Source organism: Flavobacterium sp. AK-345, from assembly GCF_058310175.1.
In genome coordinates, this window is sequence record NZ_JBZEER010000016.1 from 21,564 (window position 1) to 48,040 (window position 26,477).

The following is a 26,477-nucleotide window of genomic DNA, read 5'->3' on the forward strand; positions in this document are numbered from 1 at the left end:
AATATATAACCACGAAAATTAAAATTAAATACACAAATTGAATATTATGAAAAGTAAATATGTAATACTTGCATCAGCATTATTGATTTCGGTAGCTACTTTTGCTCAAAAAGATCAAATTAAAAGTGCTGAAAAAGCATTAAAAAGCGGAGATGCTCAAGGAGCAATTACGATACTAAAAGATGCTGAAAACATGGTGGTGAATGCCAAAGATGTTGAACAGGCTCAATATTATTTTGTACAAGGTAATGCTTACCTGGATTTAGCAAATAAAAAAGTAGAAGAAAGTAAAAATTTATCTTCAGCTGCTCAAAGCTATAATAAATTGATTGAGGTTGAAAAAGCATCTGGAAAACAAAAGTATTCAACTCAGGCTGCAGCTTCAATTACTCAAATTAAAGGTTTGTTGATTAATTCAGCAATTGCTGATACTCAGGCAAACAAACACGCTGACGGAGCAAAAAAATTGTATGATGCTTATTTGTTAGACAGAAAAGATACAATTAACTTGTATTATGCTGCGTCAACAGCTGTAAATGCTCAGGATTACGATACAGCTTTACCAATGTATGAAGAGTTGAAAAAATTAAACTATTCTGGAAAAGGAACAAGTTATACTGCAATCAACAAAGCTTCTGGTAATGAAGATGGTTTTAATACAGCAAGCGAAAGAGATTTGGCTATTAAATTAGGAACTCACGAAAAACCTAAAACAGAAGCAATTCCTTCTAAAAGAGGTGAGATCTACAAAAACTTAGCTTTGATTTTAGTACAAAAAGGACGTGTTGAAGATGCTAAAAAAGCAATTGCAGATGCAAGAAAAGCAAATCCGGATGATTCTTCTTTAATTCTTTCAGAAGCTAATTTATATTTAGAAACTAAAGATTTTGAAACTTACAAAAAATTAGTTGGAGAGGCTTTGCAAAAAGATCCAAACAATGCTGATTTAGTTTTCAACTTAGGAGTTATTAGTGCAAATGCTAAAAACAATGCCGATGCTGAAAAATATTATTTGAAATCAATCGAAATTGATCCAAACTATACAAATGCTTATCTTAACCTTGCAGCTTTAAAATTAGAGGCTGAGAAACCAATCATTGACGAAATGAATAAATTGGGAACTTCTGCAAAAGATATGAAGCGTTATGATGTTTTAAAAACAGAAAGAGAAAATGTTTTCAAAGGAGTAATTCCTTATCTTAAAAAAGCACATGAATTAGATCCTAAAAATGATGATGTTTCTAAAACATTATTAGGGGTTTACAAAGCTTTAGAAATGACTGCTGAAGCAAAAGCATTAAAAGCTACAATGAACTAAGAAGTCTATTTCTTATATAAAAAAACCATTCGTTGAAACGAATGGTTTTTTTATGCCTTATACTTTTTAAATTAACTTACTAAAGTAGCAGATAAAGTAATTGTAGTATTCAATAGTTTAGATATTGGACAAATTTCTTTTGCTTTTGCTGCAGTTTTCTCAAACTCTTCTGCAGAAATAGAAGGAACTTTTCCTTTTAAATCTAAATGAATTAAAGTAATTGTTCCATCTTCAAAAGTTACAGTCGCTTCTGTAGATAGATCATCTGCAGTAAAGCCTCCCTCATTTAGTAAAAAACTTAATTGCATTGTAAAACAACCCGAATGAGCTGCAGCAACAAGTTCTTCAGGATTTGTTCCAACGCCATCTGCAAATCTGGTTTTAAATGATAATTGAGCGTTATCCAGTGTTGTACTTTGAGTACTAATTTTTCCAGTTCCTTCCATACCGGTTCCTTGCCAGTTAGCGTTTGCTTTTCTTGTAAATTTCATGTGATATTGTATTAAGGTTTATAATCTTTTGATACTCAAATATAATCAATATTTTACAGAATAGTTTTATGGAATTTAATTAGAATGTTAAGTTTGGGGTTGTTTAAGCTTTTGTTTCAGGTTTAAAGTTTCAACGTTTGTCAGGCTGAGCGGAGTCGAAGCCCGTTACTATTGGAAGATATTAAAAAACTTTATGATGTCTTCGGTTTGAAACACGATAAAAAAAAAGCTGCAATGAAAATTTTCAATGCAGCTTCTATATTTTAGGATTTGAACTTAATGTTGCGTGGGTTTCGACTCCGCTAAACCTGACAATTGCCGCTCAACCTGACAATTTAATTATTACTCAATCTAATAATTCATCTTATTCCTGACCTAAATTTCGTAATTGTTTCAGTTTGTCTTTCCAAACGTCAAGACTTTCTTTGTGAATAGCAATGTTTTTACGAACTTCAAGAACAATTGAATTCTCTTTTTTAGCGTTTTTAGTATTTGTAAAAAACTGAATGTTATTCTCTAATTGGAATATTTCGTTTTGTACTTCTTCAATTTTACGCATTAAGAAAATCTTTTCGTTATCTAATTTTCTGGTATCGTTACTTTCAGATAATGAATCAATTCTGTTTGAGAAACGCATCATTTCTGTTTCTTTTTTACTCAAACTTAATTTTTCGAAAAGCGCATCCAGAATTTTATTGAATTTACCTTCGATATGACGTCTTGAAAAAGGAACTTTTCCAAAGCCTTTCCAGGTTTCAATATGTTGTTTTATTGCATCTAAATCTGTTTTGTGATCACCGGTTAACTGGTAAGCTCTCAGAATATCTAAATAAGCTTTTTTATTATCGAAAGCGGCAACTTCATCACCATTTTCTTCAGATTTATGCTCTTTTAATTTGTCAAAATAATGATTGCAGGCGTCTTTGAATTCTTTCCAGATTTTGTCAGAATATTTTTTAGGAACATGTCCAATTTGCTTCCATTCTTCCTGAATTTGTTTCATTATTGGAGTAGTGGCAGCAAAATCTGTACTTTCCTGTAATTCTTTGGCTTTAGCAACCAAAGCCATTTTTTTATTTAAATTATCGTTTTGGTCTTTTTTAATGTCTTTGTAAAACGAATTTTTAAATGAATTAAAGTTTCTAACAGCAGTTTTAAACGCGGCCCATGTTTCTTCATTTACTTCTGAAGGTACTTTACCAGCTGCAAAAAACTCATTTCTAAGTGCCTCAACTTTTTGTATTTGTACCAGCCATTGCGAATGCGAATTTACTTTTTCGGTACCCAGAACTTCTATTTTTGCAATAATTTCCTTTTTAACTTCAAGGTTTTGCTGCTCGTTTGCTCTTTGGCTTTCAAATAAAAGTTCTCTTTTATCATGAATTTTTTTAGTTAACTCACTAAATTTATTCCAAATCACATCACGGTGTTCTTTAGAAACCGGTCCGATATCTTCTTTCCAGATTCTGTGTAAATCCTGTAATTCACGGAAAGCTTTGCTGATATCAGTTTCATTAACCAATTCTTCAACACGTGCAATAATTTTTTGCTTTTGATCTAAGTTATATTTAAAGTCTAAATCTCTTGCTTCACGATCTAAATGCAGATAATCATAGAAATTTTCTACATGAAAGTGATAATTATTCCAAACGTGATTGTATTTATCTTTCGGAATTGATCCTGCATTTTTCCATCTTTCTCTTAAATCATTAAAATGTTTAAGCGTGTCTTTGATGTTTTCCTGCGGATTTATAAGTTCTTTTAGTTCTTCAACAATAGCAAGTCGATTCTCTAAATTTGTTTTTAAATTAGTTTGTAAATGTTTAAAATGAACATTTCTTTTTTCTCTAAAGATGTTGTAATATTCGTCAAATTTAGATTTTAAAGGAGAATGATATTCAAACTCTTCATTCGGATCCTCTTTAGAAGCATTAAATTCTTCTTTTTTCTCCTCTATAAGATGGTTGTATTGTAATAAGAATGATTTTTTAATTTCTTCAATATGATCTTTTACAGACATTACTTTATCTGTATTGACAAGTGTTTTCAATTCATCAACAAGCGCATCCATTGAAAAAGTGTCATAATCCTGCATAGGAATATCATGACGCTCTTTTAGCGTCTCATCTTCACTCTCTTCGGCATTCGAATTTGTAATAGCGTCTAATGCCGTTTGATGATTTGCTTCCGCAGTTTCATCAGCACTTTCTATTTCATTTTCGGGTGCTATCACTGTCTCTGAAGTTTCAATTGCATCATTTTCTATAGAATCACTAATTTCGATTCCAGCTTTTCCGTCTGCCTCTTGCAGGTTATCATTCTTTTCTTCTAACATTTTAAATGTATAAGTATATTGATTTAAACATTGCGAAAGATAGTAAAGGTGTTTCTAAATACAAAATAAATCGTTTGTTTATCTGCTATTTTGCGGTGAAATTCTTATTTATTGAAGTGATTTAAGATTATGATACTTGTTTTTTCGCTTTATTTTTGAAGTAAATTTAAATTTAAAAACAATATCGTTTTAAGAAAAACAATTATAAAATAATATTTTAGTAAAGAAGTTCTTATTTTAATTAAAGCTTAAAATAGAATTAGCATTCCAACTTCAATACCAAAATTATAAGACTTATGACTTCCAAAACCCACGCTTGGATGAATATATGCCATATCGTTTGCTGTTATTCTTCTGCCAAATTCTAAAAAAGCATTGTTTGGAAATCCCTTGTTTGTAGCGTTATATCTAAAGGCAGCATCTGCAGCAATCCAGTTTTTTCCGATTATAAACATGAAATAGTTTTCAAATGAGGTCGTATTTATGTCATCTCTATTGTCAGAGCCTGCAAAACTAAGCTGGTTTTCTAAAGAAGAAATCCATAGTATTTTATCTTTCTTTAAATATTTTCCATAGAAAACTGCGGGAGCGAAAACCCATTTTCCGGATCCGCGAGCGGGATCAGTTGCAGAATTAGAAATGACTCTGGCGCGAAAAGCAATTCCGCCATTTTGATGTTCTAAATAAGGAATATAACTAATTCCGGCACCAATATCACCAATTCCGGTTTTATTATCAGAACTTGAGTTGGTTGAAATTAAAGGAAGATCTAATCTTAAATTCCACGCTTTGTTGGCTATAGGGTGTAAAAATCGAAGCTCGGTGGTATTAAATGACCCGGAATCTGTATCTAAATATTCATTAAATAATAAAATGGTTTTTAGATAATAATGATAGCGCGCCTCTGTATATACATTTTTGGCAGCTTCTTCAGTATCCTGAGCTTTTGCGAAAAAAGTAATAAAAAAAAATAGCAGTAAAAAAAGGTAGAGTTTTTTCATAACTACTTGTAAATGAGTAGTCTAAAAGTACGAAAATTACCTTAATATTTTATCCTCTGCTGTTTTTTATTTATTCCATATTTTCCATGCTTTTTCAGCCTGAAAAATAAGCATATCATAACCGTTTTTAATTATTGCTCCTTTTTCTTTAGCATTTTTTAAAAATTGCGTTTCGGCAGGATTATAAATTAAATCGTAAGCGATGTGTTTATCTGTAAAAAACTCATACGGAAGATTAGGACAAGCTTCAATATTCGGACTTGTTCCTACTGGAGTACAGTTGATTATGATTTGAAAATTATCAAATGTAGTTGCATTTATCAAATCGTAATCAATAATATTTTCTTTTGCTTCTCTGGAAACAAAAGTATAAGGAATATTAAGTTCGTCAAGAGCAAAGGCAACACCTTTTGATGCGCCCCCTGTACCCAGAATAAGCGCTTTTTTATGATGTGGTTCTAATAAGGGCTTTAAAGACTTTTTAAAGCCATAATAGTCTGTATTGTATCCTTTTAGTTTTCCTTTTTTGGTGAATTTAATGGTGTTAACAGCCCCAATTAAGGCTGCTTTTTTTGATAATTTATCTAAAAACGGAATAACTTGTTCTTTGTAAGGAATTGTTACATTTAAACCATTTAAATCAGGATTGTTTTTGATTAATCCGCTGAAATGATTGATTTCAGAAATATCAAAATTTTCATAGCTATTGCCTAAAAAAACTTCATCATTAAACTTTTCAGTAAAATATCCTTTTGAAAATGAGTAACTAATATTACGCCCTAATAAGCCAAAACGTCTTTTTAAAATATCAACCATTATTGTTTTCTATGTTTCTCAATATAATTTCTAACCATTTTTTTTGCCCAGACAACCGGAAATAAATCTTCAATTAAAATATAATTATCAAAGTTTAAACGTAACCCGTTGCTTAAATGGAATTTTGCTTTTGTGTTGTCCTGAATCATAAAGTACAATCCGGCTAAACGATATTCTATTTCGTTTTCTTCAGGAAAATATTCTGTAGCCTGCAATAAAGTTTGAATTGCGCTTTCAAATTCTCCTAAAAATTGTAAAATATCAACCCAGAATAACCAGGTGTCTAATGCATAATCACCAAATTCTACCGCTTTTCTGTACCCAAATTCTGCTTCTTCAAAAAAGTTCATTTGTTTGTTGATCGTTGCATAACGTTTCCAGTACAAACGATTTTGATTGTCGATAGCTAATGCCTTATTGACAAAAAATAATGCTTTTTGAAAGTTTTTCTGGCGAACATGAAAATCAGTAATCGCAATCCAGCCTTTGTCTAAAAGCGGATCTTCATGTACTGTTTGATTGTAATATTGAAGCGCTTTTACAGAATTTCCAAGTTTTTCATAACATTTACCAATTCGCAATAATGCATACGAAGTCGCATCGTCTAATTCGATGGTGCGGTTGTAGCTTTCAATTGCTTCGTTGTATTTTTTAAGACGTTCGTAAGCTTTTGCTTTTTCCATAAAAGCACCTAAAAACTCATCGTCGATAAGTGTTGCATAATCAAAAGCACGAATGGCGTTTTCGTATTCTTTTACCCCATAATGCAAACGTCCAAGTTGATGCCAGGCGATTTCGCTATATGGATTTTTGTTGATATAGTCGTTAAGATAAAGAATAGCTTCCTGATTTTGATCTAAAAATTCAAAACAGTAAACTACATTGTATAAGGCAGATTGATCTTCTAAATCTTCTTCAAGACATTTGATGAAACTGTCTTTTGCCATCTCGAGATTATCCATGAAAAGATATTCCATTCCAATCAGGTTATACACGTCAGCGTAGTCGTCAGTATATTGCAAGGCAATTTTAAGCAATTCTACAGCTTTTTCGTGTTGATCTCTTTTAGAACAGATATTGGCTTTCTGAATGTAAATTTCCTCGTTGTTTGGTTCAATTGCATACAACTCATTTAATAGCTTTTCAGCGATTTCAAGTTTGTCGTCATAAACCAGCATTTCTACTTGTACTAATTTTAAGCCTGTAGATTTTGGGTGTTGGTCTAATGCAAGTTTTAAGGCCTTTTTTGCTAAATTAGCCTTACCTATATCTAAATAATGAAGAATAATTTCTTCAAATTCTTCAGAATCAAAAAAGAGTACTTTGTTAGTTTTTAACATCGACTCAAATTTGGATAGGGATAGGTTATAATCTTCTTCTTCGTTGCTTAATTGCATACTTTGTTTTATTTGAAATTAGCCTGTTATAAATTTAGGCAACCATATTATTGTTGTGCGGAATAGAAATTAATTGTTTTGAACAATTTAATTAACAATATGGACAGAATTCACATTCTGTTTTTAATCATAATCTTCTGAAATGTAAAAGATTATTCGTTATTATTCTTCTTTTTAATGTAAAGCTTTAATTAAGCTTTTTGTTGTCTTTTAATGATTTGATCCATAACTTCTAAAATTATGGCGCAGCCTTCTTTTATTTCTTCTTCAGAAATGGTTAACGGAGGCGTTATTCGTATAGCGCATCCTTCAAATAGTAACCAGAATAAAATAAGACCTTTGTCCTGACAGCTTAAAATAACTTCATTGGTTATTTCGGCTGTTTCGGTCATTGCGGCAAGCATTAATCCTTTTCCTCTAACTTCCTTTATCAAAGGATGTACCAAAAGCGATCTGAACAGTTTTTCCTTATCTAATGCTTCCTGCATTAAATTAGTTTCAGTTAATTCCTGCAAAGTAGCTAAACAAGCTGACGCAATGACAGGATGACCCCCAAAGGTTGTTATATGCCCTAATTTAGGATTTTCTGTCAAAAGGTCCATTTTTTCTGCTGAAGCTGTAAAAGCTCCTACAGGCATTCCGCCACCCATACCTTTACCCATAACAACAATATCCGGAACAACATCGTAATTTTGAAAACCAAATAGTTTTCCCGTTCTGCCAAAACCAGGTTGAATTTCATCTACAATCATCATGGCACCAACTTCATCACAACGTTTACGGACTTTCTGTAAAAAGTTATCGTGAGGCTGAATAAACCCCGCACCGCCCTGAATTGTTTCAAGTAGAATTGCTGCAGTTCTGGTTGTTATTTTTTGTAAATCTTCTTCGTTGTTAAAGGTAATAAAATCAACGTCAGGAAGCAATGGTCGAAAGGCTTGTTTGCGTTCTTCAAATCCCATAACGCTCATAGAGCCCATTGTGTTGCCGTGATATGCATTATGACATGAAATAAGCTGACTACGACCTGTTGTTCTTTTGGCTAATTTAAGGGCGCCTTCAATTGCTTCTGTGCCTGAATTAACCAAATATGTTTTATTTAAAGATTCCGGCAGGAGTGAAGCAAGTAACTTGCAATACTGAACGGCCGGACTTTGAGAGTATTCGCCATAAACCATTACATGCGAATATTTGTCTAACTGATCTTTTATAGCCTGATTTACCCTCGGATGCTGATGCCCTAATGTACAGGCAGAAACGCCGGCAACAAAATCTAAATATTTTTTATCGTTAGTATCGTAAATATAAGAGCCAATGGCATGTGAAACTTCCATTCCTAACGGATAAGGAGAAGTTTGTGCCTGGTATTTTATAAAATCTGGATTCATTTTTTTGAGGTTCTAAGTTGCTAAGCTACTAAGATTCTAAGTTTTTTAGTTTTGGATAGAAAACTGAAAACTGCGACTGAAAACTACTTCTTTGCTTTGGCAGTTTTTGTCGTATCCGCTTTAGCTGTATTTGTTTTTACAGCGGGTTTCTTTTTACCGTAATCAAGTGTTTCTTTCCTGACTTTCATCGGGACATTTTCTTTTGCGTTTTCGTCTTTTCCTTCCTGAATTAATTTATCATTCATTTCATTTTCTTCGGCCGTAAAAATATCATCTTTCGATTTTATCCTCTCATCTCCGCGCCAGACCAAACCTCTTAATTTACGGGCATTTTCGGGTAAATCAGCTTCGGGATAAATATCACCATCTACTTTATTGAAAAAAGTAATGGTTTCAACCGCATTATTCTCTAAAATAAGATTGATTTTACTGCTTACATTTTTATTAATTCCGATGAGTTCATTCGCGTCATTTCGCATATAATAAATGACTTCGGTATTTTTGATGACGTCAACATCATGCAGTTTTCCTTCTTTGAATTTTCCAAATAAATTAAGTCCTTTTACCTGATTAAAACCGGTGCTGAGCGTGTCCCGCGAGACCAGAAATGTATTGTTGAGAACTTTTAGCGAATCCAGTTTTTTGGTGTTATTATCACCAATTAAATGCATGATATCTCCGGTAATTTGATTTTCGCCATTCCATAAAATCGGATTTCCAATTAGTTTTGTCAAAGCCGTTTTAGAATTAGAATGAATCGAATCACATTTTCCGCTCATATCAGTTTTGTAAAAACGAACATTATTATAAGCTCTCAAAATACGTTCGCCTTCTTTTCCTGTAACCATTAGTTTTTTTCCATGAATGTAAACCGAATCATTTTCAACTAAGTTAATTGCAACAGCTCTTTTTGTTACAAACATGGAATCCTTTAGTTTGTATAATTCTGCATAATGGCCTTTTACAATTCCTTTATTGATCGAATCCGTGATTTTTACATTTCGTGTTGCCGAAGCAAATTCGGTATTTCGATTATAAAATAAACTATCGCCTTCTATGCGCCTGTCATCATATTTTATGTACGAGTTTCGAACAAAATGGGCTATGTTTTTCTTCGTATCGTAAAATCCTTTTTCGGTATAAATATAATTGGCTTTACTTGTAATTGTCGACGGACCAAGTAAATAACTATGGCCTGAATTGCTATAATAATCTAAATGATTTGATTTGATAACATATTTTGGATTCGTAATTGTCACTTCGGTCAAAAACTGAAATTTCTTTTGAGCAACATAATAACGACCTGATTTACTTACCAAAGTATTGTCTTTATTTACAATTGTTCCTTTTGAGTTATAAAAAACTTCCTGAACATTTCGGTCAAAATTAATGGTATCTGTTTGCAAAGTAGCGTCCGGAGAACTCATAACAGCATCTCCTGTGGCGAAAGCTTTTTTGAAATTTCCGTTATATTCGGCGTATTTACTATTAAGAAATAAAGTATCTCCCTGCACCAATTGTACATTACCAAAGGCTTTTAGATAGTTTTCTTTTTGAAAAAAATAAGCTTTATTGCAAGTTAGTACAACACCATCATGATTTACTTTTACATTTCCGGTTAGTAAAAGCGCATCCGGCATTAATTCCTGATTGACATCGGAATAATCAGCATTTTCGACAATAATTTTTTTAGGTGCCTGCGCAAAAATACTTTGAACACTTAAAAACAGCAAACAATAAGATATGAAAAAGAGTAATTTCTTCAATTGATTAAATTTTTGTCAAATTTATGAAAAAGGTTACAACCTTTGAGGATATTAGGATTAATTTATATTTTTTATCAGGTTCAGAGGTTCATAGTGGCAAAGATGCAAAGTAGTATCTTCTAACAGAATCTAATTTATAGACAATATATAGCGTAGAGACGCACAGCAGTGCGTCTAACCCAAAGAAGATCAAGAAAAACCTTTGTACCTATGAACCTCTTTTAAGTTACCAACAAAATTTAAAACTATTTCGTTGTAGTTTGATTTTATGATTATAAATCGAAATCAGTTTCTTTTGAGTTTTAAAAATTAGCTTAAATTTAAAAAATGGTTTCTGCTTATTGATTTATCTTTAAATTTAAATTCAGAAACGTTTATAAACGATTATGATAAATAAAAGAATTTTGGTTGTAGGAATGGCTGTAACGATGCTGTTTTCGGCATGCAAAACAAACGATTTTAGAATGAATACAGCAAATGAAGAAAATACTGCAAATAGAAAAATTGTAGTATATCAGGTTTTTACACGTTTATTTGGAAATAAAAATACAAACAACAAACCTTGGGGAACAATTGAAGAAAATGGAGTAGGAAAGTTTAATGATTTTACAGACAAAGCGCTTCATGAAATTAAAGATTTAGGTGTTACTTATATTTGGTATACCGGAGTTCCACATCATGCTTTGGTTAAGGATTATACAGCTTACGGAATTTCAAATGACGATCCCGAAGTAGTTAAAGGCCGTGCAGGATCACCGTACGCGGTAAAAGATTATTATAATGTAAATCCTGATTTGGCTGTAAATCCGGCAAATAGATTGCAGGAATTTGAGGCTTTAATAGCTCGCACACACAAAGCAGGTTTAAAAGTAATAATAGACATTGTTCCCAATCATATTGCCCGAAAATACGAAGGGAAAAACAATCCCGAAGGAGTTAAAGATTTTGGTTCTGATGATAATATAAATGTAGAATATAGTCGCGATAATAATTTTTATTATATACCGAAAAATCATTTTGAAATCCCGGATGGAGATATTCCTTTAAACGGAGAAAAAAATCCAATGGTTGACGGTTTCTTTGATGAAAACCCTGCTAAATGGACAGGAAACGGATCCCGAAAGGTAAAACCGGATCAAAATGATTGGTACGAAACCGTAAAAGTAAATTACGGAATTCGTCCGGATGGTTCAAAAGATTTCCCTGAACTTCCTTCGGGATTTGATCAAAAATCATATCAAGAACATTTTGCTTTTTGGCAGGAAAAAGACGTTCCGGATTCGTGGAAAAAATTCAAATCTATCGCTTTGTATTGGACAGCAAAAGGTATCGATGGTTTTCGTTATGATATGGCCGAAATGGTCCCGTACGAATTTTGGAGTTATATGAATTCGGCTATCAAAATGAAAAATCCTGATGCTTTTTTATTGGCAGAAGTTTATAATCCAAATGAATATCGCAATTACATTCGTTTAGGGAAAATGGATTATTTGTATGATAAAGTAGAGACTTATGACAAACTAAAAGATATAATTAGAGGGAAATCGTCGCCAGATGGATTATCGGATATTCAAAAAGGAATGTCGGATATTGAGCATCATATGTTGCATTTTTTGGATAATCATGACGAACAACGTTTGGCAAGTCCTGAATTTGCAGGAACACCCGAAAGAGGAAAACCTTTGATGGTGGTTTCAACAACAATCAGCACATCGCCAACAATGGTGTATTTTGGGCAGGAAGTAGGAGAGGCCGGAAATGAAAATGCAGGTTTCGGTACGCGTTCCCGAACTTCAATTTTTGATTATATCGGAGTTCCAAATCATCAACGCTGGATGAATGAAGGAAAATTTGATGGAGGGCAACTTTCTGAATCAGAAAAAAACTTACGTGATTTTTACAAGCGATTATTGAATTTTTCGATTAACAGTTCAGCTTTAATGGGGAGTTTTCAGGAAATTCAATCTGCAAATCGCCAGAATAATATGGGTTATGATGAATTGATTTATTCTTATGTTCGTTGGTCACAAAATCAAAAACTAATAATAGTTGCCAATTTTTCATCTGAAAAAACAAGCGAATTTGATTTGAAGATTCCAGCAGATATTATTTTAAAATGGAGTTTAAAAGATGGAAAATATCAGCTAACAGATCAATTGTATCAAAAGAGTTCTATTCAGTTAGAAGTAACAAATGGAGAAGGAATAGTAAAAATTAAAATTAACCCTTCAGAATCTTTTATCTACGAGTTAAAATAGATTTGTTTCAAGACAAGTCGATAACTTTAAATATTAAAACAAAAAAGCTGATACTTAATTTGTATCAGCTTTTGTTTTATACTTTTCGAACTTTCTTTAAAGCTTCAATGTAGTTTTCGTTTACTTTTTCCCAATTGATATGTTTGTAAAAAGCATCAATATAACTTCCTTTTCTATTTTGATAGTCAAGATAGTAAGCATGTTCCCATAAGTCAATCCCTAAAATTGGAGTTCCCGGAACCAAAGCATTTCGCATCAACGGATTGTCTTGATTTTCAGTAGTAGTTACCTGAAGTTTGCCTAGTTTATCAACTACCAGCCAAACCCAGCCAGAACCAAATTGTTTTGTAGCCTGACCTTTAAACTGATTAGTAAGATTATTAAAAGAACCAAATTCCTTATTAATAGATCCTGCTAAAGTATCCTGAGGCGTTTGTTCCTTAGGTGTTAAAAGATTAAAATACATCGTGTGGTTGTAATACCCACCTGCATTTTGACGAAGCTTAGCATTATTAAGATCTAACTTTTTTAAAATATCCTCAATTGGCATATTTTCAAACTCCGTAGACACAATCTCTTTATTCAGATTATTTGTGTACGATACATAATGTTTCGAATAATGCGTTTCTAAAGTAAGAGAACGAATTTCGGGAGCCAGTGCATCGTAAGAAAAAGGTAATTTGAGCAGTCCAAAAGAACCAGGCTCTGCTTTTACTTCGTCTGGAGAACCAATGGTTATTTTTTCCTCCTTTGTTGGCAAAGGTACTTCAACAACTTCAGTTAGCTTATTATTGTCGTTACAAGAAAATAATATTAAAAATGAAGCCGAAATTGTCAAACAGGTGATGATTTTCTTCATGATAGAAATTATTTTGATGTTAGAGAATTAATTATTGCAATATAATTTTCTTTTGCTTCATCAATCGAAATATGACTAATTTGCATCCATGCATTTGTTTTGAACGCATCGCGCAAATCAAAATTTTCAGATTGATTGTATACTGCGGTTCCAAAAGTTGCCTGTTTGTAATACGCATAAAGCCTTAGCTGCACATCTTGCGGCAGCGAGGCCTGAGTCATTTTTAAAGCAGTTTCTACAGCCTCTAAAAAGCGAGTATCTAATTCTTTTTGAGTCATTTATGCTTTTGTAGCGATAATAGTTTTGCCTCCAATTGCTTTTTGGTTCAACTCTACATTAATTTCTGTACCTAAAGGTAAAAATAAATCTACTCTAGAACCAAATTTAATAAATCCGGCATCAGTACCCTGAACAACCTGCATTCCTTCCTGAGCGTAGTTTACAATTCTACGCGCCAAAGCACCTGCAATTTGTCTGTATAATATTTGTCCAAAAGTTTCATTTTCAATTACAACCGTTGTTCTTTCATTTTCTTCGCTTGCTTTTGGATGCCATGCTACTAAAAATTTTCCCGGATGGTATTTGCTAAATTTAATAATACCGTCCATAGCATAACGCGTAACGTGCACATTTATAGGCGACATAAAGATAGAAACCTGTAAACGTTTGTCTTTAAAAAATTCACCTTCGTAAACTTCTTCAATTACCACAACTTTCCCGTCTACCGGAGCAAGAATGTGATCGTTGTTTCTGATTGCGATTCTTTTAGGATTTCTAAAAAATTGCAAAATGATAATCAAAACTACTACGCCGGCAATTTGTACCAGCATTCTTAGCCAGGTAATATCAATGAATTTGTCAGCAATTAAAAGCACAGCAACTGCAAAAACAGTACCTAATAAAATGGATGGGCCTCCCTCTTTATGAAACATAATATAAAATTTGGTAAAATAAATATATAACTGGTGCTACAAATATAACACTATCTAATCGATCTAAAACACCTCCGTGTCCCGGCATTATCGAACCGCTGTCTTTTACGCCAGCAATTCTCTTAAATTTTGATTCAATCAAATCTCCTATTGTCCCAAAAACACTAACAATGAGGGCAATTATCATCCAAATTAAAATAGATTTATTGCTAAACTCAGGAGTAGGCTGAATATAAAATTTAGAAATTAAAAAACCTGCAAAAGCCGCAAAAACAACTCCTCCAAAGAAACCTTCAATGGTTTTTTTAGGAGAAATACGTTCGAATAATTTATGTTTTCCAATAGACTTACCAACCAAATAAGCAAAAGTGTCATTGGTCCAGATTAAGATAAATAAGCCAATTATGATTTTTGGATTATAAGCTGCAATTCCAAAAGAAATTTTGACTATAAAAAGAAATGGTAACATGATGTATCCAACTAAATAAATGTATTTTGATACTTTACTTATGATCTGAGTGTCATCAAACAGAAACACGATACATTTTATAGAAATAATTAATGTAATAATGAGTAATACAGTGAATAATTTATCTGTATTAACGGTAAGAAGGGTGCTTTCTTTTAAAATTTTACTGATGTAACCTTCAGTTTCAGTTCTATAAAAACTGATTAAAGATACAATTGAATAAAAAAGCGAAACAAATAGTATAGCAAAGTACTTGTTGATTTTTACTAAATTACAAAATTCATAAGTTGCTATGACCAGAAATATACCAAAAAGAATGATAAAGCTCTCTGTAGAAAACAGAATTGAAGTTAAAAGTAAAGCGATATAAACAGCACCAGAAATGGTTCTCTTGAGTGTTTCATTCATCTTAAAGGTCCTCTAAAAGCAATAAATACAGATTCTTGGCAACACTTCCGTATTGTGTAAAATCTTCTTCTTTTGCTTTTTCGAAATATTTTATGGTGGTGATATTGGTAGGATAGTCTCTTTCGTATTTGCGTTTAATAGCGCTTAGTCCGTCGCTTTTCATTGGCAGCATCTGGCTTGTTGTGGCCACAATTACAATGTTTGGAGGTAGTTCGTTTGGTTTGTTTTGTTTGATTTGTTTTGATGAAAATAAAATAGATCCTTCGTCAGCAATTAAATTTTCGCAGGTTGCAAATAAAAATTTTGGATTTGAAGGAGAAAGATATGATAATTTATTTTCTTCTAATAAGCTAAATAAAGCAGGTTCATAACATAAAACTTCTTTTTCAAACCAATCATTTTCTTCAAGGATATTTTCAAACTGTTCAGCTACTTCCTGTTTGTTTTCACAATACAAAAATTTACCGCCATTTTTCTTGAAATTAAAAATGAATCTTTCATCTATAGACAAATGACTATCCTGAACGGGAGAGCCTGCATATTCACTTTCGTTTTCTTCATCAGAAGCGGCGTCGCTGGAACCAAATATTTTTTTGAAAAAATTCATTTTTATATGAAATACTTTACATGTTAATTGAAAACGTTCAAAGATAAAAAAATCTTAATTCAAAAGGCTATTTTGAATTAAGATTTTAATAAATAATGTATATTTCCTGAATAATTTACGAAACTACTTCTTCTAAATTTTTGTCAAAAGTACGTTTTCCGAAAATCGTTTCTAAGTCATCTTTAAAGATAACTTCTTTTTCTATTAAGATGTCAGCCAATTGATTTAACTTGTCTTTGTTTTCCTGTAAAATTTGAATTGCTCTTTGGTATTGACCTTCAATTAATTCTGAAATTTCTTTGTCAATAACTTTCGCAGTTTCATCAGAATATGGTTTAGAAAAATTATATTCGCTTTGTCCGCTTGAATCATAATAAGTAACATTTCCGATTTTATCATTCAAACCATAAATTGTTACCATCGCACGAGCCTGACGCGTTACTTTTTCTAAATCGCTTAATGCTCCCGTAGAAATTCTGTCAAAAGTTACCTTTTCAGCAGCTCTTCCGCCCATAGTAGCACACATTTCGTCCAACATTTGATCTGTTCTCACGATTTGTCTTTCTTCCGGTAAGTACCATGCAGCTCCCAAACTTTGTCCACGAGGTACAATAGTTACTTTGATAAGTGGTGCAGCATGCTCTAACATCCAGCTTACAGTTGCATGACCAGCTTCGTGAATTGCGATTGCTCTTTTCTCTTCTGGAGTAATAATTTTGTTTTTCTTTTCAAGACCGCCAATGATTCTGTCAACAGCATCTAGGAAATCTTGTCTGTCTACAGCAGCTTTGTTGTTACGGGCAGCAATCAAGGCAGCTTCGTTACATACATTTGCAATATCAGCACCAGAGAATCCCGGAGTTTGTTTTGCTAAGAAATCAAGATCAAGACCTTCAACTTTTTTGATAGGAGCTAAGTGCACTTTAAAGATTTCAGCTCTTTCGCGAATGTCTGGCAAGTCAACAAAAATTTGTCTGTCAAAACGACCGGCACGCATTAAAGCTTTATCAAGAACATCAGCTCTGTTTGTCGCAGCCAAAACAATTACGTTTGAGTTTGTACCAAAACCATCCATTTCTGTTAATAACTGGTTCAAAGTATTTTCTCTTTCGTCATTTCCGCCTGACATATTGCTTTTTCCTCTTGCTCTACCAACAGCATCGATCTCGTCGATGAAAATAATAGCAGGAGATTTTTCTTTAGCTTGTTTAAACAAATCACGAACACGTGAAGCACCAACACCCACGAACATCTCAACAAAATCAGAACCTGATAATGAGAAGAATGGAACCTGAGCTTCACCGGCAACCGCTTTTGCAAGCAAAGTTTTACCAGTTCCCGGAGGTCCTACAAGTAAGGCCCCTTTCGGAATTTTACCTCCAAGATTGGTATATTTTTCAGGGTTTTTAAGGAATTCTACAATTTCTTGTATTTCCTCTTTTGCACCTTCTAAACCAGCTACATCTTTAAATGTAGTTTTGATATCAGTTTTTTCGTCAAACAACTTTGCTTTTGATTTTCCAATATTGAAAATTTGTCCGCCACCGCCACCAGCACCGCCTGACATTTTACGCATAATGAAAATCCATACACCAATAATGATGATGATAGGAAGTAAGCTGATTAAAATATCGCTCCAGTTATTTTTTTGAAGGAAGTTAAAATCTTTCAGTTTGCCTTCGCCAACTGCTTTTTCTAGTTTTGTTTGAAAAATTTGATCGTTACCAATTTCTAAAGTATAATGAGGGCCTTTATTTGGTCTGTCAAAAATATCTTTAGCTACTTTTTTATTGGCAGCATCTTTAAGAGCTGCAGCATTTAAGTATACTTCAGCTTCAGCTTTATTATAAACGATTACTTTTTCAATTTGTCCTTTTTCCAATAATACATTGAATTTAGAAGAGGTTAATTGAGCAGGTTCGCTTAAGTTAGATCCACCGGTTGCAAAACTTATAAATAAAAAAACTAGAAGTATTGCAGTATATATTAACCAGGGACTTATTTTAAATTTACTCGGATTTGGATTATTATCTTTAGCCATTAGAAGAAATTTTCTTTAGTATTTGTTTTCGATTGTAGTTATTTTGGCGTCACCCCAAAGGCTTTCGATATTGTAATATTCACGAATGTGTTTCTGGAAAACATGTACGACGATGTGCACATAATCCATAAGAACCCATTCCGCGTTATCGGTTCCTTCTACGTGCCACGGTTTATCTTTTAAGTCTTTTGATACTGTTTTTTGAATTGAATTTACAATGGCGTTAACCTGAGTGTTAGAGTTACCGTTGCAGATAACAAAATAGTCACAAACAGCCGTGTCTATCTCTCTTAAGTCAAGAATATCGATATCATTTCCCTTTACTTCTTCAATCCCTTTGATTATGTTCGCCAATAGAACATCATTATTAATAGTCTTTTTCGCCATGAATTATTTTATATGATTTTGTAAAGTTACCAATTTTTGTGATTAATTTTGAACCTTAACAAAATATTAAATTAAGTATAAATAAATTATTTTAATGAAACTAATCAAACTCGATGCCATAGATTCTACAAACGATTTCCTAAAAGCTTTAGCAAGTCAGGACGAGCTTGATAATTTTACCGTCGTAACGGCTGAAAATCAGACAAAAGGCAAGGGGCAGATGGGTTCGAAATGGCAGTCTGAATCAGGTAAAAACTTAATTATGAGTGCCTTGGTAAAGGATTTTCTATATAATAATGAACAGGTTTTTAATCTGAGCATTGTAGTTTCATTAGCCGTAATCGAAACTTTAAAATCTTTTGATATTCCTAATTTATGTATAAAATGGCCTAACGACATAATGTCATACAATAAAAAAATTGGTGGCATACTTATTGAAAATACCCTCAAAAGTGATGGCAGAATCGTGTCAGTAGTTGGATTAGGCTTAAATGTAAATCAAACCAACTTCACCGAATTGCCACATGCGTCTTCATTGGCAGTAATTACCGGAAACACATTTGATAAAGATATTCTTCCTGCTTTAATCATCGACAAAATACAAGAGAAAATAGGATTATGGGAAACCAATTCAACCAATTTTTGGAAACAATACTTCAATACTTTATTTAAAAAAGGAATTCCAATGCCTTTTAAAAACCCATCAGGGCAAAATTTTATGGGAATTATTCAGGGCGTTTCTTCTATCGGAAAGATACAAATTTTATTAGAAGATGATTCTGTTTCGGAATTCGATATAAAGGAAGTTCAAATGCTATACTAAGTTACTAAGGTTCTGAGATGCTAAGATGCTAAGTTTTTTATATATATAATTTAGGATTGTCAAATAGAAACTTTGCGACTTTGCGTCTTTGCGCGAGATAAAAATCTGCTTAATCTGCAAAATCTGCATGAAAAAATCTTTAAAACCCTTCAATCTGTAGCATAAAAAAAGCCCAATCATTAAGATCAGACTTTTCAAAATTTATAATTTACAATTAACAATTCACCATTAAAGTTTGGTCATATTAGTTGCCAAAGTTTCAATGAATTTGCTAATTGGTCCTTTAATCATCATGGCCATCATTGGGTTAAATTCACCCTCAAATTGCAATTGAACAGCGCTTGATGCATCAGAAACACTTTCGATATTCGAAACCAAAGTAAACGGAAGTTTATCACTTGCAGCACCCAAAACAATTTTGTTTGGCGCTACTTTTTCCTTCATTTTTAATTTTATTTCCGGCATACCTTTCAGTCCAAAAATAAAAGCATCTTCGCCAATTACTTCAAATTTAGCAATATTATCCGGCATTAATTTTTCGAAATTCTTTACATCAGTCAATAAATCAAATAAATCCTGAGCTGATTTCTGAACAGTAACCTTTGGACTTTCTAAGTTCATATTTTATTTTTTTATTTTTTGTTAAATCAAAAGTAAATCTACAATCTAAAATTATTTAACCGCAAAGAGCGCAAGGTTTTTTGATTTTGATTGTAAATCTTTATGTACAAAAGTTCGCAAAGCTGGATTTAATAAATTCCAATTTTTATCCCGAAGTCTCGAGACCAAATTCAAAAATCTTGCATCTAAAATCTTGCATCTTGCATCAATCTAAAATCTAAAATCAACAATCTAAAATTATTTCTCCTCCTGCATCCACGTCGATGGCTCTTCACTCCATTCCTGTAAAGTCGACTGTTGATCTTCGGTAATGTATTGTTTTTGAACGGCTAAGTCTAATAAATTTTCGTAATTGCTTAACGTAAACAAATCGATATTTGCATTTTTGAAGTTCTCTTCAGCAACGCCAAAACCGTATGTAAAAATTGCCGCCATACCTTTAATGTTAGCACCTTCGTTGCGTAAAGCTTCTACAGCCATTAAACTGCTGTTTCCGGTACTAATTAAATCTTCAACGACAACCACGTTCTGACCTTTTTGCAAAAATCCTTCAACCTGATTTTGTCTTCCGTGTTTTTTCGCTTCCGGGCGCACATATACGAACGGCAATCCAAGGCTTTCAGCAACAAGTATTCCAATTCCAATAGCTCCGGTGGCAACTCCGGCAATTACATCTGGTTTCCCAAATTGTTTCTCAATATTCTTCGCAAACTCGTCGCGAACGTAATTTCTTATAGCCGGAAATGAAAGAATTAACCTATTATCACAATAAATAGGAGATTTCCATCCAGAAGCCCATGTAAAAGGATTTTCTGGATTCAATTTAATTGCATTTATTTGCAAAAGTAATTCGGCTGTTTTTTCGGCAGTATCTTTATTAAAAATCATAGTACAAATGTATAAAGTTTTTGTGAACGACAAACCACTTTTTTTGACAAATGAAATCTCAAAAGAGACCGATTTTCAATTGTTCTTGTTAGAGAGTATTGATATTGAGCATCTTATAGTGAAAATGTTTCAAAATAAAATTCAAAAGGCTTATTTGTATTATCCTGACGAAAAGGAAATCATGAAGACCTTAAAAGCTAAAATTCCCGTAAATAAAGCCGGCGGGGGATTAGTTTACAACAAAAAAGGCGAAGTTTTATTCATTTTCAGAAACGGAAAATGGGATTTACCGAAGGGCGGAATCGAAAAAGGTGAAGAAATTGAAGACACCGCCATGCGCGAAGTCGAAGAAGAAACCGGCGTAGGCAAACTCACAATCACAAATAAACTCGAAAAAACCTATCACGTTTTCAAACGCAACGGAAAATACAAACTCAAAATCACACATTGGTTCGAAATGCAATCTGATTTTGAAGGAACTCCGGTTGGTCAGGAAAACGAAGGCATCGAAAAAGTAGCCTGGCTAAATCCCGAACAAATCAAAGAAGCCCTAAAAAACTCTTACGAAAACATCAAGTTACTTTTTGAAGAAGAGAATCAATTGCAGTAATAAATTCCAAAATTTTTAAATTCCAAATTCCAATATAGACCGTAATTAAGTTTCAGATTTGGAATTGGAATTTGGTCCCGAAGCTTCGGGATAAAAAATTGAGATTTAAATAATTTGGGCATGCCACCAATTAAAAAAAGGCCTAATCAACTTTGCGTTCATTAGGCCTTTTTTTAATTGCTGTCGGGCTATCCGCGCTACTTCGGTAGCTTGCTTCTATCCCTCATGCGAAAGCTACACTTTAAGAATAATCTTTATTTCAAGTTTCTGACAAGCTCTCCCAAATGTTCATTTTGCTGATTGCTGTGCGAAGTCTCCCGACTTCGTACCCGCTCCAATAATCTACAAAGAGAACTACGATAGCGCGGATTTGCAATCCGTACCCGCAAAGTAAGGCACAAACTTTATTTATTTTTTATATTTTCTTTCGTTGTGGGCTTTCAGAAGTGTTAGTTTATTATCGATTCTGTTAAATCTATTCTATTTGTAAAATGGCTAATATCTAAATTTCCAGAATTTCTTGAGTTATCAATATTTTCAAAAATACTTAGAAATTCATCATCAGCAGATTTATTTATTATTGAATGAACTAGTAATTTATTTTTGTTTAATGTAGCATCACGCTCGAATATTTTATTTCTTCTATAATCTTGATGAATATAATTAGTGTAAAATAATACTAGATATGCTTCAAGCCACATTAGTAATCTTTGTGTATCTTCATTTATTTTATTTTTTATTATTTTATAAAATTCTTCTTGTAGTTCGGGAACCGATAAGGTTTTAGATTTAATTTTATTGTAATAATTCTCATTAATTACTTTAGTGTATATGAGAAAAAGAAAAATTTCTGGAACCAAATACATGTTATCGCCAAATGACCTCATTGCCAAACGAGAATGAGAAAATATTTTTTCTTGTTGGCGAAGTGTGATGGAGTTATTTGAAAATAAAATATTAGAAATTTCTAAAAAAGATCTTTTATCGGAGGCTAATTCTCTATATTGTTTTCTTGAGCTTTTTTCTAAAAAATCATCAAATCCAAAATACGAATATAAGTATTTATGAAAAACATTATTTTCTGGTTCTGGAATAGAATATTCGATGTCTATAAAGCGTCTTAAGTATTCGTTTGAATCAATCTTATCACTTCCATAAACGCCACAAATTGCATTTCCAAGTTGTTCTTTATCAATGGATAGTACAAATATTATATCAGGAATAGAAAAGAAATGTTTTATTTGTTCTAAAATTGAAACTGCATAATTTGGTCTACATCGATCTAATTCATCAATGATAAATATTAATGGTTTTCCATCATTGTTATTAGCAATGAAATGCGATAAACCTGTTCTAAATTCTTTAATACCTTTCTTTTTGGCTGAATATTCATTGACATCATTTTCAAATAAATCAGAGGCACCTTTTGAGAGATCTACGATAGCATCTTTTATTTCCTTGGTATCAATATATCTATCGACAATAGATTGGGCAACAATCGGAACTAAATGTTTGGATAAGATTGATGCTTTTTTTAAAATACTTTTAAATTCAGGGTCTGCTGATTTTTTAGTTAATATTTTTAATTCACCCATAATTGCTACAAGTGGATTGTTTTCAAAATCATTTTCCCACGCATTGAAATAAACAGTTTTATATCCATTATTTATTAAGTCTTGCTTCCACATTTTTATAAATGTAGTTTTTCCAGTACCCCATTTATTATTTATGGCAAGAACAAAGCCTTCAGAATATGAATTAATAAGACCAGTTAAAACTTGTGAATATTTTTTTCGATCCAACTTACAATTTTCAAAAGGATTTTCTGGATCAATCGTTATTTCTGAATGTTTAATATTCATGTTTTACTTGTTTAATTTTAAATAAAGATAAAGACTATTGGTAAGGTAATATTACGGAAATCCATAATCAATTAAATTTTATTAGACTTAAGCCTAAATTTTGACAAAGTTCTATATGTAAAGCTTCTATCAAATAATCTACAAAGAGAATCAAAAAAAGAAAGGAATATAGGAATGGATACGAAGTCGGGAGACTTCGCACAGCGATTACTTAGACTTCTAAGTACTGACGAATTATATTATAGCTTATTTAAATCACTAATATTGATCCATCCTTTTGTTATTTTTTTCCCGAAATAAGTACAAAATGCTTTTCCGTTTTCTATTTTCTCAATACAAACAACATCTCCTTTTACTAAATATATTTTTGTTTGATTCGTATTTGATTGATCTTTATAAAAGAAAGATTTTGGTTTATCGATATATCTAATTTGTTTCCAATTTGTTTTTTTATCTAAAGTGAATTCTTCAGGTTTATCTGCAAAATGCTGTACATTCCAGCAACCTCCATGTTCTTCGGGAAGTTTGATTTTTATGGTTTTATTGTTTATTATTTCAATGGTACCAGAAATAACATCATCTTTCTTGTCTTCCGGATAATACGTTTTAATCGAGAATTTCTTTCCCGTAACTTTTCCTTCAATATAAAAAATACAGGAAAACTTAGGGTTTTGTGTTTCTTCATCCAAACCGGTATAACTTTCAAAATAACCAGTCAGAATATTCGAAGATGTATCATACGAAAGCTTCATTCCTGAATCATATTCGCCCGAGATTAATTTTTGTCCAGATGATAAATGTGAAAATAGTAATAATAAAAGAGTTAGAAAGATATTTTTCATGTTTTATGTAATTTTTATTGCCTTAGATTTTGCAGTTTTTACTTTTCAAATGTTTAATATAATTATCTAATCTTTGTCAAGTTCAAAACTTTGACAAAGATCTTCACGCACAGCTTTGCGATCTTAACCTTTACACAAAGCATTTCAAGCTAAAACAAAAACCTTAGCGAACTTTGCGGTAAAAAATTAAAGCAATCGATAAACAGGATATTGCAAATGCGCCTTTTCATAATAAACAGAGTGTTTATAAATCCAGTCCAACTGTGCTTCAGGATTTTTAGCAAACTCTCCGTCAGATTGTTTTTTGGTTTCCAATTCAGCTTTCAATTGCGGATTATTCTTTAATAATTTCGCTGCCGTATCTTCAAAAATATATTCAGAATAATGTTCTTTTTGCTGTAAAATGGCATCGAAGAAATTCCAATTAAAGAAAGAATCAACACCTTCAGGTTCAAAAGCTTCAACTAAATATTTTACACCTTTTTGATTTGTTGGAACCAGATAATCGCCTTTTGCAAAAGTCATTTTTGTAATTTTAGAAGTAACCTTTGTATTTTTATGAATATAATGTCCTTCATAAGCATTTGTAGACGTTTTAAAATCGGCAATTCTATAACTTTCAACCTCTATAATCGTATCGTTTTTAAATTGTTTAAACGAGATATTATTGTTCTTTAAAAGGTCAATAATATTCCAATAACCTCTCGGAATGATATAAGCAGAAGGTACAACAACATCTTTTACCGATTTGAATTCTTTGATATACGGAACATCTTTTTTATACGGTTTGTTTCGGTCGTAATACAAACGATTTCCGGTTGTGGCATCGCTTTTTTTGTAACCCGCTTCATACCCTAAAAACGAAAAAGTCGTTGCTTTTGTGCTGTCCAGTTCCCATTGTAAGGTATATGATTTTTTTGGCTGATATTGTTCGAGATTTTTCACTCGAAGCTCTTTTATCTTCTGATAATTGGCATCGGTAAAATCCATTGTAGATTTCATGTATTCGTACGTCATTTTTACACGTTCGGCATATTTTTTTAGCATATGTGTTTCCACCACAAAACCAATTGTATTAAACAGCGAAGTATAACCCGTTGTATAACGCGGACTATCAACAAACTGACCGAAACCTTTGTCTGGTGTATCTTTAAAAGAATCTACATAAGGAGTTGTTTCGATTTTCTTTTGCTGTAAATCTTTTACCAAAGCCGGCATCATTTCGTTATTCATAAAATCGCCCAAAAGGGTTCCTAACTTATTGTGCTGTGTCATAATATACGTTAGTTTATATTGATAATCAGAACCATTACTTACGTGATTATCGATAAAAACATCGGCATTTATTTTCTGGAAAATCTCGACAAAACTTTTTGTGTTTCGAGTATCAGATTTCATTAAATCTCGATTCAAATCATAGTTTCTGGCATTTCCTCTAAAACCATAAATTTCCGGTCCGTCCTGATTCGCTCTTGTAGTTGAATTTCTGTTTAAAGCACCGCCAATATTATAAACAGGGATACAAACTAAAACTGTGTTCTTTGGAGCTTTTACCTTTCCGGTTGCTAAATCTCTATAAAATTGCATTGTAGCGTCAATTCCGTCAGGTTCTCCGGCATGGATTCCGTTATTGATAAAAAGCACCGCTTTGTTTTTCTGGATTTTTTCAAAATCAAATTCTTTTTCAGGATTATAAACTACCATATGCAAAGGCTCACCAGAATCTGTTAATCCCATTTCTTTCATTTGAATCGTTGGAAAATCATTAGCCAAAAGTTTGAAATAGGCTATAGTTTCGGGATAAGAAGCGGATTGATTTCCGTTTCCTTTCTCAAAAAAAATATCGTATTTTTTATTGTTTTGAGCGGAAATAATTATTGTGAAAAGTGAAATGATAATGGTAAAAAGTTTCATGGTTTTGGTTTTAATAGAAAAGTCAAATATAAAGTTTTATTTGTTTCAGGTTGAAGTAGGAGTAGAGCAACTTTGGCATTTTTACCGCAAAGGACGCAAAGTTTTTTTTACTATAAAGCTTTTATAAAAGGTAAAGTTCGCAAAGCTTTGTAAATATAGCTTTGTGAACTTCGCCTTCGCCAAGATTGTATACGCCCAACTTTGTGAACTTTGCGAAAAACTTTTGCAAACTCTGCGGTAAAATTTGTTTCAGGTTTAAAGTTTGACATGCTGTGCGTTTTTTTACCGCAGAGTTCGCTAAGTTTTTTATAATAGATTGTGTTGACAAACACAGAGATCGCAAAGCTTTGTAAATATAACTTTGCGAACTTTGCCTTCGCTAAGATTGCATACGTACAGCTTTGTGAACTTTGCGAAAAACCTTTTTAAACTCTGCGGTAAAAA

Annotated in this window: 23 protein-coding genes; 4 read left to right on the plus strand and 19 right to left on the minus strand. The window is 32.4% G+C overall.

Features of this window, described 5'->3' with window-relative positions:
* Nucleotides 1–46: 46 nt before the first annotated feature.
* Complete coding sequence (locus tag AC4FQ3_RS20735) at nucleotides 47–1,318, plus strand: tetratricopeptide repeat protein (RefSeq protein WP_491183129.1); 1,272 nt, start codon at nucleotides 47–49, stop codon at nucleotides 1,316–1,318.
* 71 nt (nucleotides 1,319–1,389) lie between these two features.
* Here AC4FQ3_RS20735 and AC4FQ3_RS20740 read toward each other — a convergent pair whose 3' ends face one another.
* From AC4FQ3_RS20740 to AC4FQ3_RS20770, 7 genes are all read right to left on the minus strand, one after another.
* On the minus strand, nucleotides 1,390–1,809 hold the full coding sequence (locus AC4FQ3_RS20740) for an OsmC family protein (RefSeq protein WP_042564253.1): 420 nt from the start codon (nucleotides 1,807–1,809) through the stop codon (nucleotides 1,390–1,392).
* Between the two features lie 364 nt (nucleotides 1,810–2,173).
* Nucleotides 2,174–4,144 (minus strand): DUF349 domain-containing protein, encoded by a 1,971-nt coding sequence (locus tag AC4FQ3_RS20745; protein WP_491183130.1) that lies wholly within the window; start codon nucleotides 4,142–4,144, stop codon nucleotides 2,174–2,176.
* A gap of 248 nt (nucleotides 4,145–4,392) precedes the next feature.
* Nucleotides 4,393–5,145 carry a lipid A phosphoethanolamine transferase gene (locus AC4FQ3_RS20750; RefSeq protein WP_491183131.1) on the minus strand — a complete coding sequence of 251 codons (753 nt, stop codon included), beginning with the start codon at nucleotides 5,143–5,145 and terminating at the stop codon, nucleotides 4,393–4,395.
* A 66-nt stretch (nucleotides 5,146–5,211) separates the two neighbouring features.
* Nucleotides 5,212–5,961, minus strand: a complete 750-nt coding sequence (locus AC4FQ3_RS20755) for a shikimate dehydrogenase family protein (RefSeq protein WP_042564256.1) — start codon at nucleotides 5,959–5,961, stop codon at nucleotides 5,212–5,214.
* Nucleotides 5,961–7,358, minus strand: a complete 1,398-nt coding sequence (locus AC4FQ3_RS20760; protein ID WP_042564257.1) for a tetratricopeptide repeat protein — start codon at nucleotides 7,356–7,358, stop codon at nucleotides 5,961–5,963. The genes AC4FQ3_RS20755 and AC4FQ3_RS20760 overlap by 1 nt, the downstream gene beginning before the upstream one ends.
* Nucleotides 7,359–7,549: 191 nt before the next feature.
* On the minus strand, nucleotides 7,550–8,746 hold the full coding sequence (locus AC4FQ3_RS20765) for an aspartate aminotransferase family protein (protein WP_491183132.1): 1,197 nt from the start codon (nucleotides 8,744–8,746) through the stop codon (nucleotides 7,550–7,552).
* A gap of 83 nt (nucleotides 8,747–8,829) precedes the next feature.
* Nucleotides 8,830–10,512, minus strand: coding sequence for an OstA-like protein (locus AC4FQ3_RS20770; RefSeq protein ID WP_491183133.1), 1,683 nt, complete (start codon nucleotides 10,510–10,512; stop codon nucleotides 8,830–8,832).
* A gap of 386 nt (nucleotides 10,513–10,898) precedes the next feature.
* On the opposite strand from AC4FQ3_RS20770, the gene AC4FQ3_RS20775 reads away from it, so the two are divergent.
* On the plus strand, nucleotides 10,899–12,770 hold the full coding sequence (locus AC4FQ3_RS20775; RefSeq protein ID WP_491183134.1) for an alpha-amylase family glycosyl hydrolase: 1,872 nt from the start codon (nucleotides 10,899–10,901) through the stop codon (nucleotides 12,768–12,770).
* A 76-nt stretch (nucleotides 12,771–12,846) separates the two neighbouring features.
* Here the strand turns inward: AC4FQ3_RS20775 and AC4FQ3_RS20780 are convergent, their stop codons facing one another.
* From AC4FQ3_RS20780 to rsfS, 7 genes are all read right to left on the minus strand, one after another.
* Nucleotides 12,847–13,629 (minus strand): superoxide dismutase, encoded by a 783-nt coding sequence (locus tag AC4FQ3_RS20780; RefSeq protein WP_042564261.1) that lies wholly within the window; start codon nucleotides 13,627–13,629, stop codon nucleotides 12,847–12,849.
* Between the two features lie 8 nt (nucleotides 13,630–13,637).
* The gene (locus AC4FQ3_RS20785; protein WP_491183135.1) at nucleotides 13,638–13,907 is read right to left on the minus strand and encodes an acyl-CoA-binding protein; all 270 of its coding nucleotides are present in this window, start codon (nucleotides 13,905–13,907) and stop codon (nucleotides 13,638–13,640) included.
* Nucleotides 13,908–14,561, minus strand: a complete 654-nt coding sequence (locus AC4FQ3_RS20790) for a phosphatidylserine decarboxylase family protein (protein WP_491183136.1) — start codon at nucleotides 14,559–14,561, stop codon at nucleotides 13,908–13,910.
* The gene (locus AC4FQ3_RS20795; RefSeq protein ID WP_302095481.1) at nucleotides 14,551–15,438 is read right to left on the minus strand and encodes a phosphatidate cytidylyltransferase; all 888 of its coding nucleotides are present in this window, start codon (nucleotides 15,436–15,438) and stop codon (nucleotides 14,551–14,553) included. The genes AC4FQ3_RS20790 and AC4FQ3_RS20795 overlap by 11 nt, the downstream gene beginning before the upstream one ends.
* Nucleotide 15,439: 1 nt before the next feature.
* Complete coding sequence (locus tag AC4FQ3_RS20800; protein ID WP_042564265.1) at nucleotides 15,440–16,045, minus strand: lactate utilization protein B/C; 606 nt, start codon at nucleotides 16,043–16,045, stop codon at nucleotides 15,440–15,442.
* Between the two features lie 115 nt (nucleotides 16,046–16,160).
* Nucleotides 16,161–18,086 carry an ATP-dependent zinc metalloprotease FtsH gene (gene ftsH / locus AC4FQ3_RS20805; RefSeq protein ID WP_073393649.1) on the minus strand — a complete coding sequence of 642 codons (1,926 nt, stop codon included), beginning with the start codon at nucleotides 18,084–18,086 and terminating at the stop codon, nucleotides 16,161–16,163.
* Nucleotides 18,087–18,101: 15 nt separating this feature from the next.
* Complete coding sequence (gene rsfS / locus AC4FQ3_RS20810; RefSeq protein ID WP_042564267.1) at nucleotides 18,102–18,473, minus strand: ribosome silencing factor; 372 nt, start codon at nucleotides 18,471–18,473, stop codon at nucleotides 18,102–18,104.
* A gap of 94 nt (nucleotides 18,474–18,567) precedes the next feature.
* On the opposite strand from rsfS, the gene AC4FQ3_RS20815 reads away from it, so the two are divergent.
* A complete protein-coding gene (locus AC4FQ3_RS20815) occupies nucleotides 18,568–19,296 on the plus strand; it encodes a biotin--[acetyl-CoA-carboxylase] ligase (RefSeq protein WP_491183137.1) in 729 nt (242 codons plus the stop codon).
* Nucleotides 19,297–19,524: 228 nt separating this feature from the next.
* On the opposite strand, the gene AC4FQ3_RS20820 is transcribed toward AC4FQ3_RS20815, so the two are convergent.
* Both AC4FQ3_RS20820 and pyrE read right to left on the minus strand, forming a co-directional pair.
* On the minus strand, nucleotides 19,525–19,917 hold the full coding sequence (locus AC4FQ3_RS20820) for an SRPBCC family protein (RefSeq protein WP_115845136.1): 393 nt from the start codon (nucleotides 19,915–19,917) through the stop codon (nucleotides 19,525–19,527).
* Nucleotides 19,918–20,154: 237 nt separating this feature from the next.
* Entirely contained in the window at nucleotides 20,155–20,805 is a 651-nt protein-coding gene (gene pyrE / locus AC4FQ3_RS20825) for an orotate phosphoribosyltransferase (RefSeq protein WP_491183138.1), read from the minus strand.
* 7 nt (nucleotides 20,806–20,812) lie between these two features.
* Here pyrE and AC4FQ3_RS20830 point away from each other — a divergent pair, with 7 nt between their 5' ends.
* Complete coding sequence (locus AC4FQ3_RS20830; protein WP_463461563.1) at nucleotides 20,813–21,415, plus strand: NUDIX hydrolase; 603 nt, start codon at nucleotides 20,813–20,815, stop codon at nucleotides 21,413–21,415.
* A gap of 449 nt (nucleotides 21,416–21,864) precedes the next feature.
* Here AC4FQ3_RS20830 and AC4FQ3_RS20835 read toward each other — a convergent pair whose 3' ends face one another.
* The 3 genes from AC4FQ3_RS20835 to AC4FQ3_RS20845 form a co-directional block, all read right to left on the minus strand.
* Entirely contained in the window at nucleotides 21,865–23,277 is a 1,413-nt protein-coding gene (locus AC4FQ3_RS20835) for a KAP family P-loop NTPase fold protein (protein WP_491183139.1), read from the minus strand.
* Between the two features lie 239 nt (nucleotides 23,278–23,516).
* Nucleotides 23,517–24,119: a hypothetical protein gene (locus AC4FQ3_RS20840; RefSeq protein WP_491183140.1), complete on the minus strand. Its 603-nt coding sequence runs from the start codon at nucleotides 24,117–24,119 to the stop codon at nucleotides 23,517–23,519.
* A gap of 186 nt (nucleotides 24,120–24,305) precedes the next feature.
* Nucleotides 24,306–26,033 carry a M14 family metallopeptidase gene (locus tag AC4FQ3_RS20845; RefSeq protein WP_491183141.1) on the minus strand — a complete coding sequence of 576 codons (1,728 nt, stop codon included), beginning with the start codon at nucleotides 26,031–26,033 and terminating at the stop codon, nucleotides 24,306–24,308.
* Nucleotides 26,034–26,477: the final 444 nt, after the last annotated feature.

Coding starts and splice junctions, on each gene's coding strand:
- pyrE (WP_491183138.1), bottom strand. CDS start 20,805: ATGATTTTTAATAAAGATACTGCCGAAAAAACAGCCGAATTACTTTTG.
- AC4FQ3_RS20755 (WP_042564256.1), bottom strand. CDS start 5,961: ATGGTTGATATTTTAAAAAGACGTTTTGGCTTATTAGGGCGTAATATT.
- ftsH (WP_073393649.1), bottom strand. CDS start 18,086: ATGGCTAAAGATAATAATCCAAATCCGAGTAAATTTAAAATAAGTCCC.
- AC4FQ3_RS20775 (WP_491183134.1), top strand. CDS start 10,899: ATGATAAATAAAAGAATTTTGGTTGTAGGAATGGCTGTAACGATGCTG.
- AC4FQ3_RS20790 (WP_491183136.1), bottom strand. CDS start 14,561: ATGTTTCATAAAGAGGGAGGCCCATCCATTTTATTAGGTACTGTTTTT.
- AC4FQ3_RS20745 (WP_491183130.1), bottom strand. CDS start 4,144: ATGTTAGAAGAAAAGAATGATAACCTGCAAGAGGCAGACGGAAAAGCT.
- AC4FQ3_RS20800 (WP_042564265.1), bottom strand. CDS start 16,045: ATGAATTTTTTCAAAAAAATATTTGGTTCCAGCGACGCCGCTTCTGAT.
- AC4FQ3_RS20735 (WP_491183129.1), top strand. CDS start 47: ATGAAAAGTAAATATGTAATACTTGCATCAGCATTATTGATTTCGGTA.
- AC4FQ3_RS20795 (WP_302095481.1), bottom strand. CDS start 15,438: ATGAATGAAACACTCAAGAGAACCATTTCTGGTGCTGTTTATATCGCT.
- AC4FQ3_RS20785 (WP_491183135.1), bottom strand. CDS start 13,907: ATGACTCAAAAAGAATTAGATACTCGCTTTTTAGAGGCTGTAGAAACT.
- AC4FQ3_RS20835 (WP_491183139.1), bottom strand. CDS start 23,277: ATGAATATTAAACATTCAGAAATAACGATTGATCCAGAAAATCCTTTT.
- AC4FQ3_RS20780 (WP_042564261.1), bottom strand. CDS start 13,629: ATGAAGAAAATCATCACCTGTTTGACAATTTCGGCTTCATTTTTAATA.
- AC4FQ3_RS20820 (WP_115845136.1), bottom strand. CDS start 19,917: ATGAACTTAGAAAGTCCAAAGGTTACTGTTCAGAAATCAGCTCAGGAT.
- AC4FQ3_RS20765 (WP_491183132.1), bottom strand. CDS start 8,746: ATGAATCCAGATTTTATAAAATACCAGGCACAAACTTCTCCTTATCCG.
- AC4FQ3_RS20750 (WP_491183131.1), bottom strand. CDS start 5,145: ATGAAAAAACTCTACCTTTTTTTACTGCTATTTTTTTTTATTACTTTT.
- AC4FQ3_RS20760 (WP_042564257.1), bottom strand. CDS start 7,358: ATGCAATTAAGCAACGAAGAAGAAGATTATAACCTATCCCTATCCAAA.
- rsfS (WP_042564267.1), bottom strand. CDS start 18,473: ATGGCGAAAAAGACTATTAATAATGATGTTCTATTGGCGAACATAATC.
- AC4FQ3_RS20740 (WP_042564253.1), bottom strand. CDS start 1,809: ATGAAATTTACAAGAAAAGCAAACGCTAACTGGCAAGGAACCGGTATG.
- AC4FQ3_RS20815 (WP_491183137.1), top strand. CDS start 18,568: ATGAAACTAATCAAACTCGATGCCATAGATTCTACAAACGATTTCCTA.
- AC4FQ3_RS20830 (WP_463461563.1), top strand. CDS start 20,813: ATGTATAAAGTTTTTGTGAACGACAAACCACTTTTTTTGACAAATGAA.
- AC4FQ3_RS20845 (WP_491183141.1), bottom strand. CDS start 26,033: ATGAAACTTTTTACCATTATCATTTCACTTTTCACAATAATTATTTCC.
- AC4FQ3_RS20840 (WP_491183140.1), bottom strand. CDS start 24,119: ATGAAAAATATCTTTCTAACTCTTTTATTATTACTATTTTCACATTTA.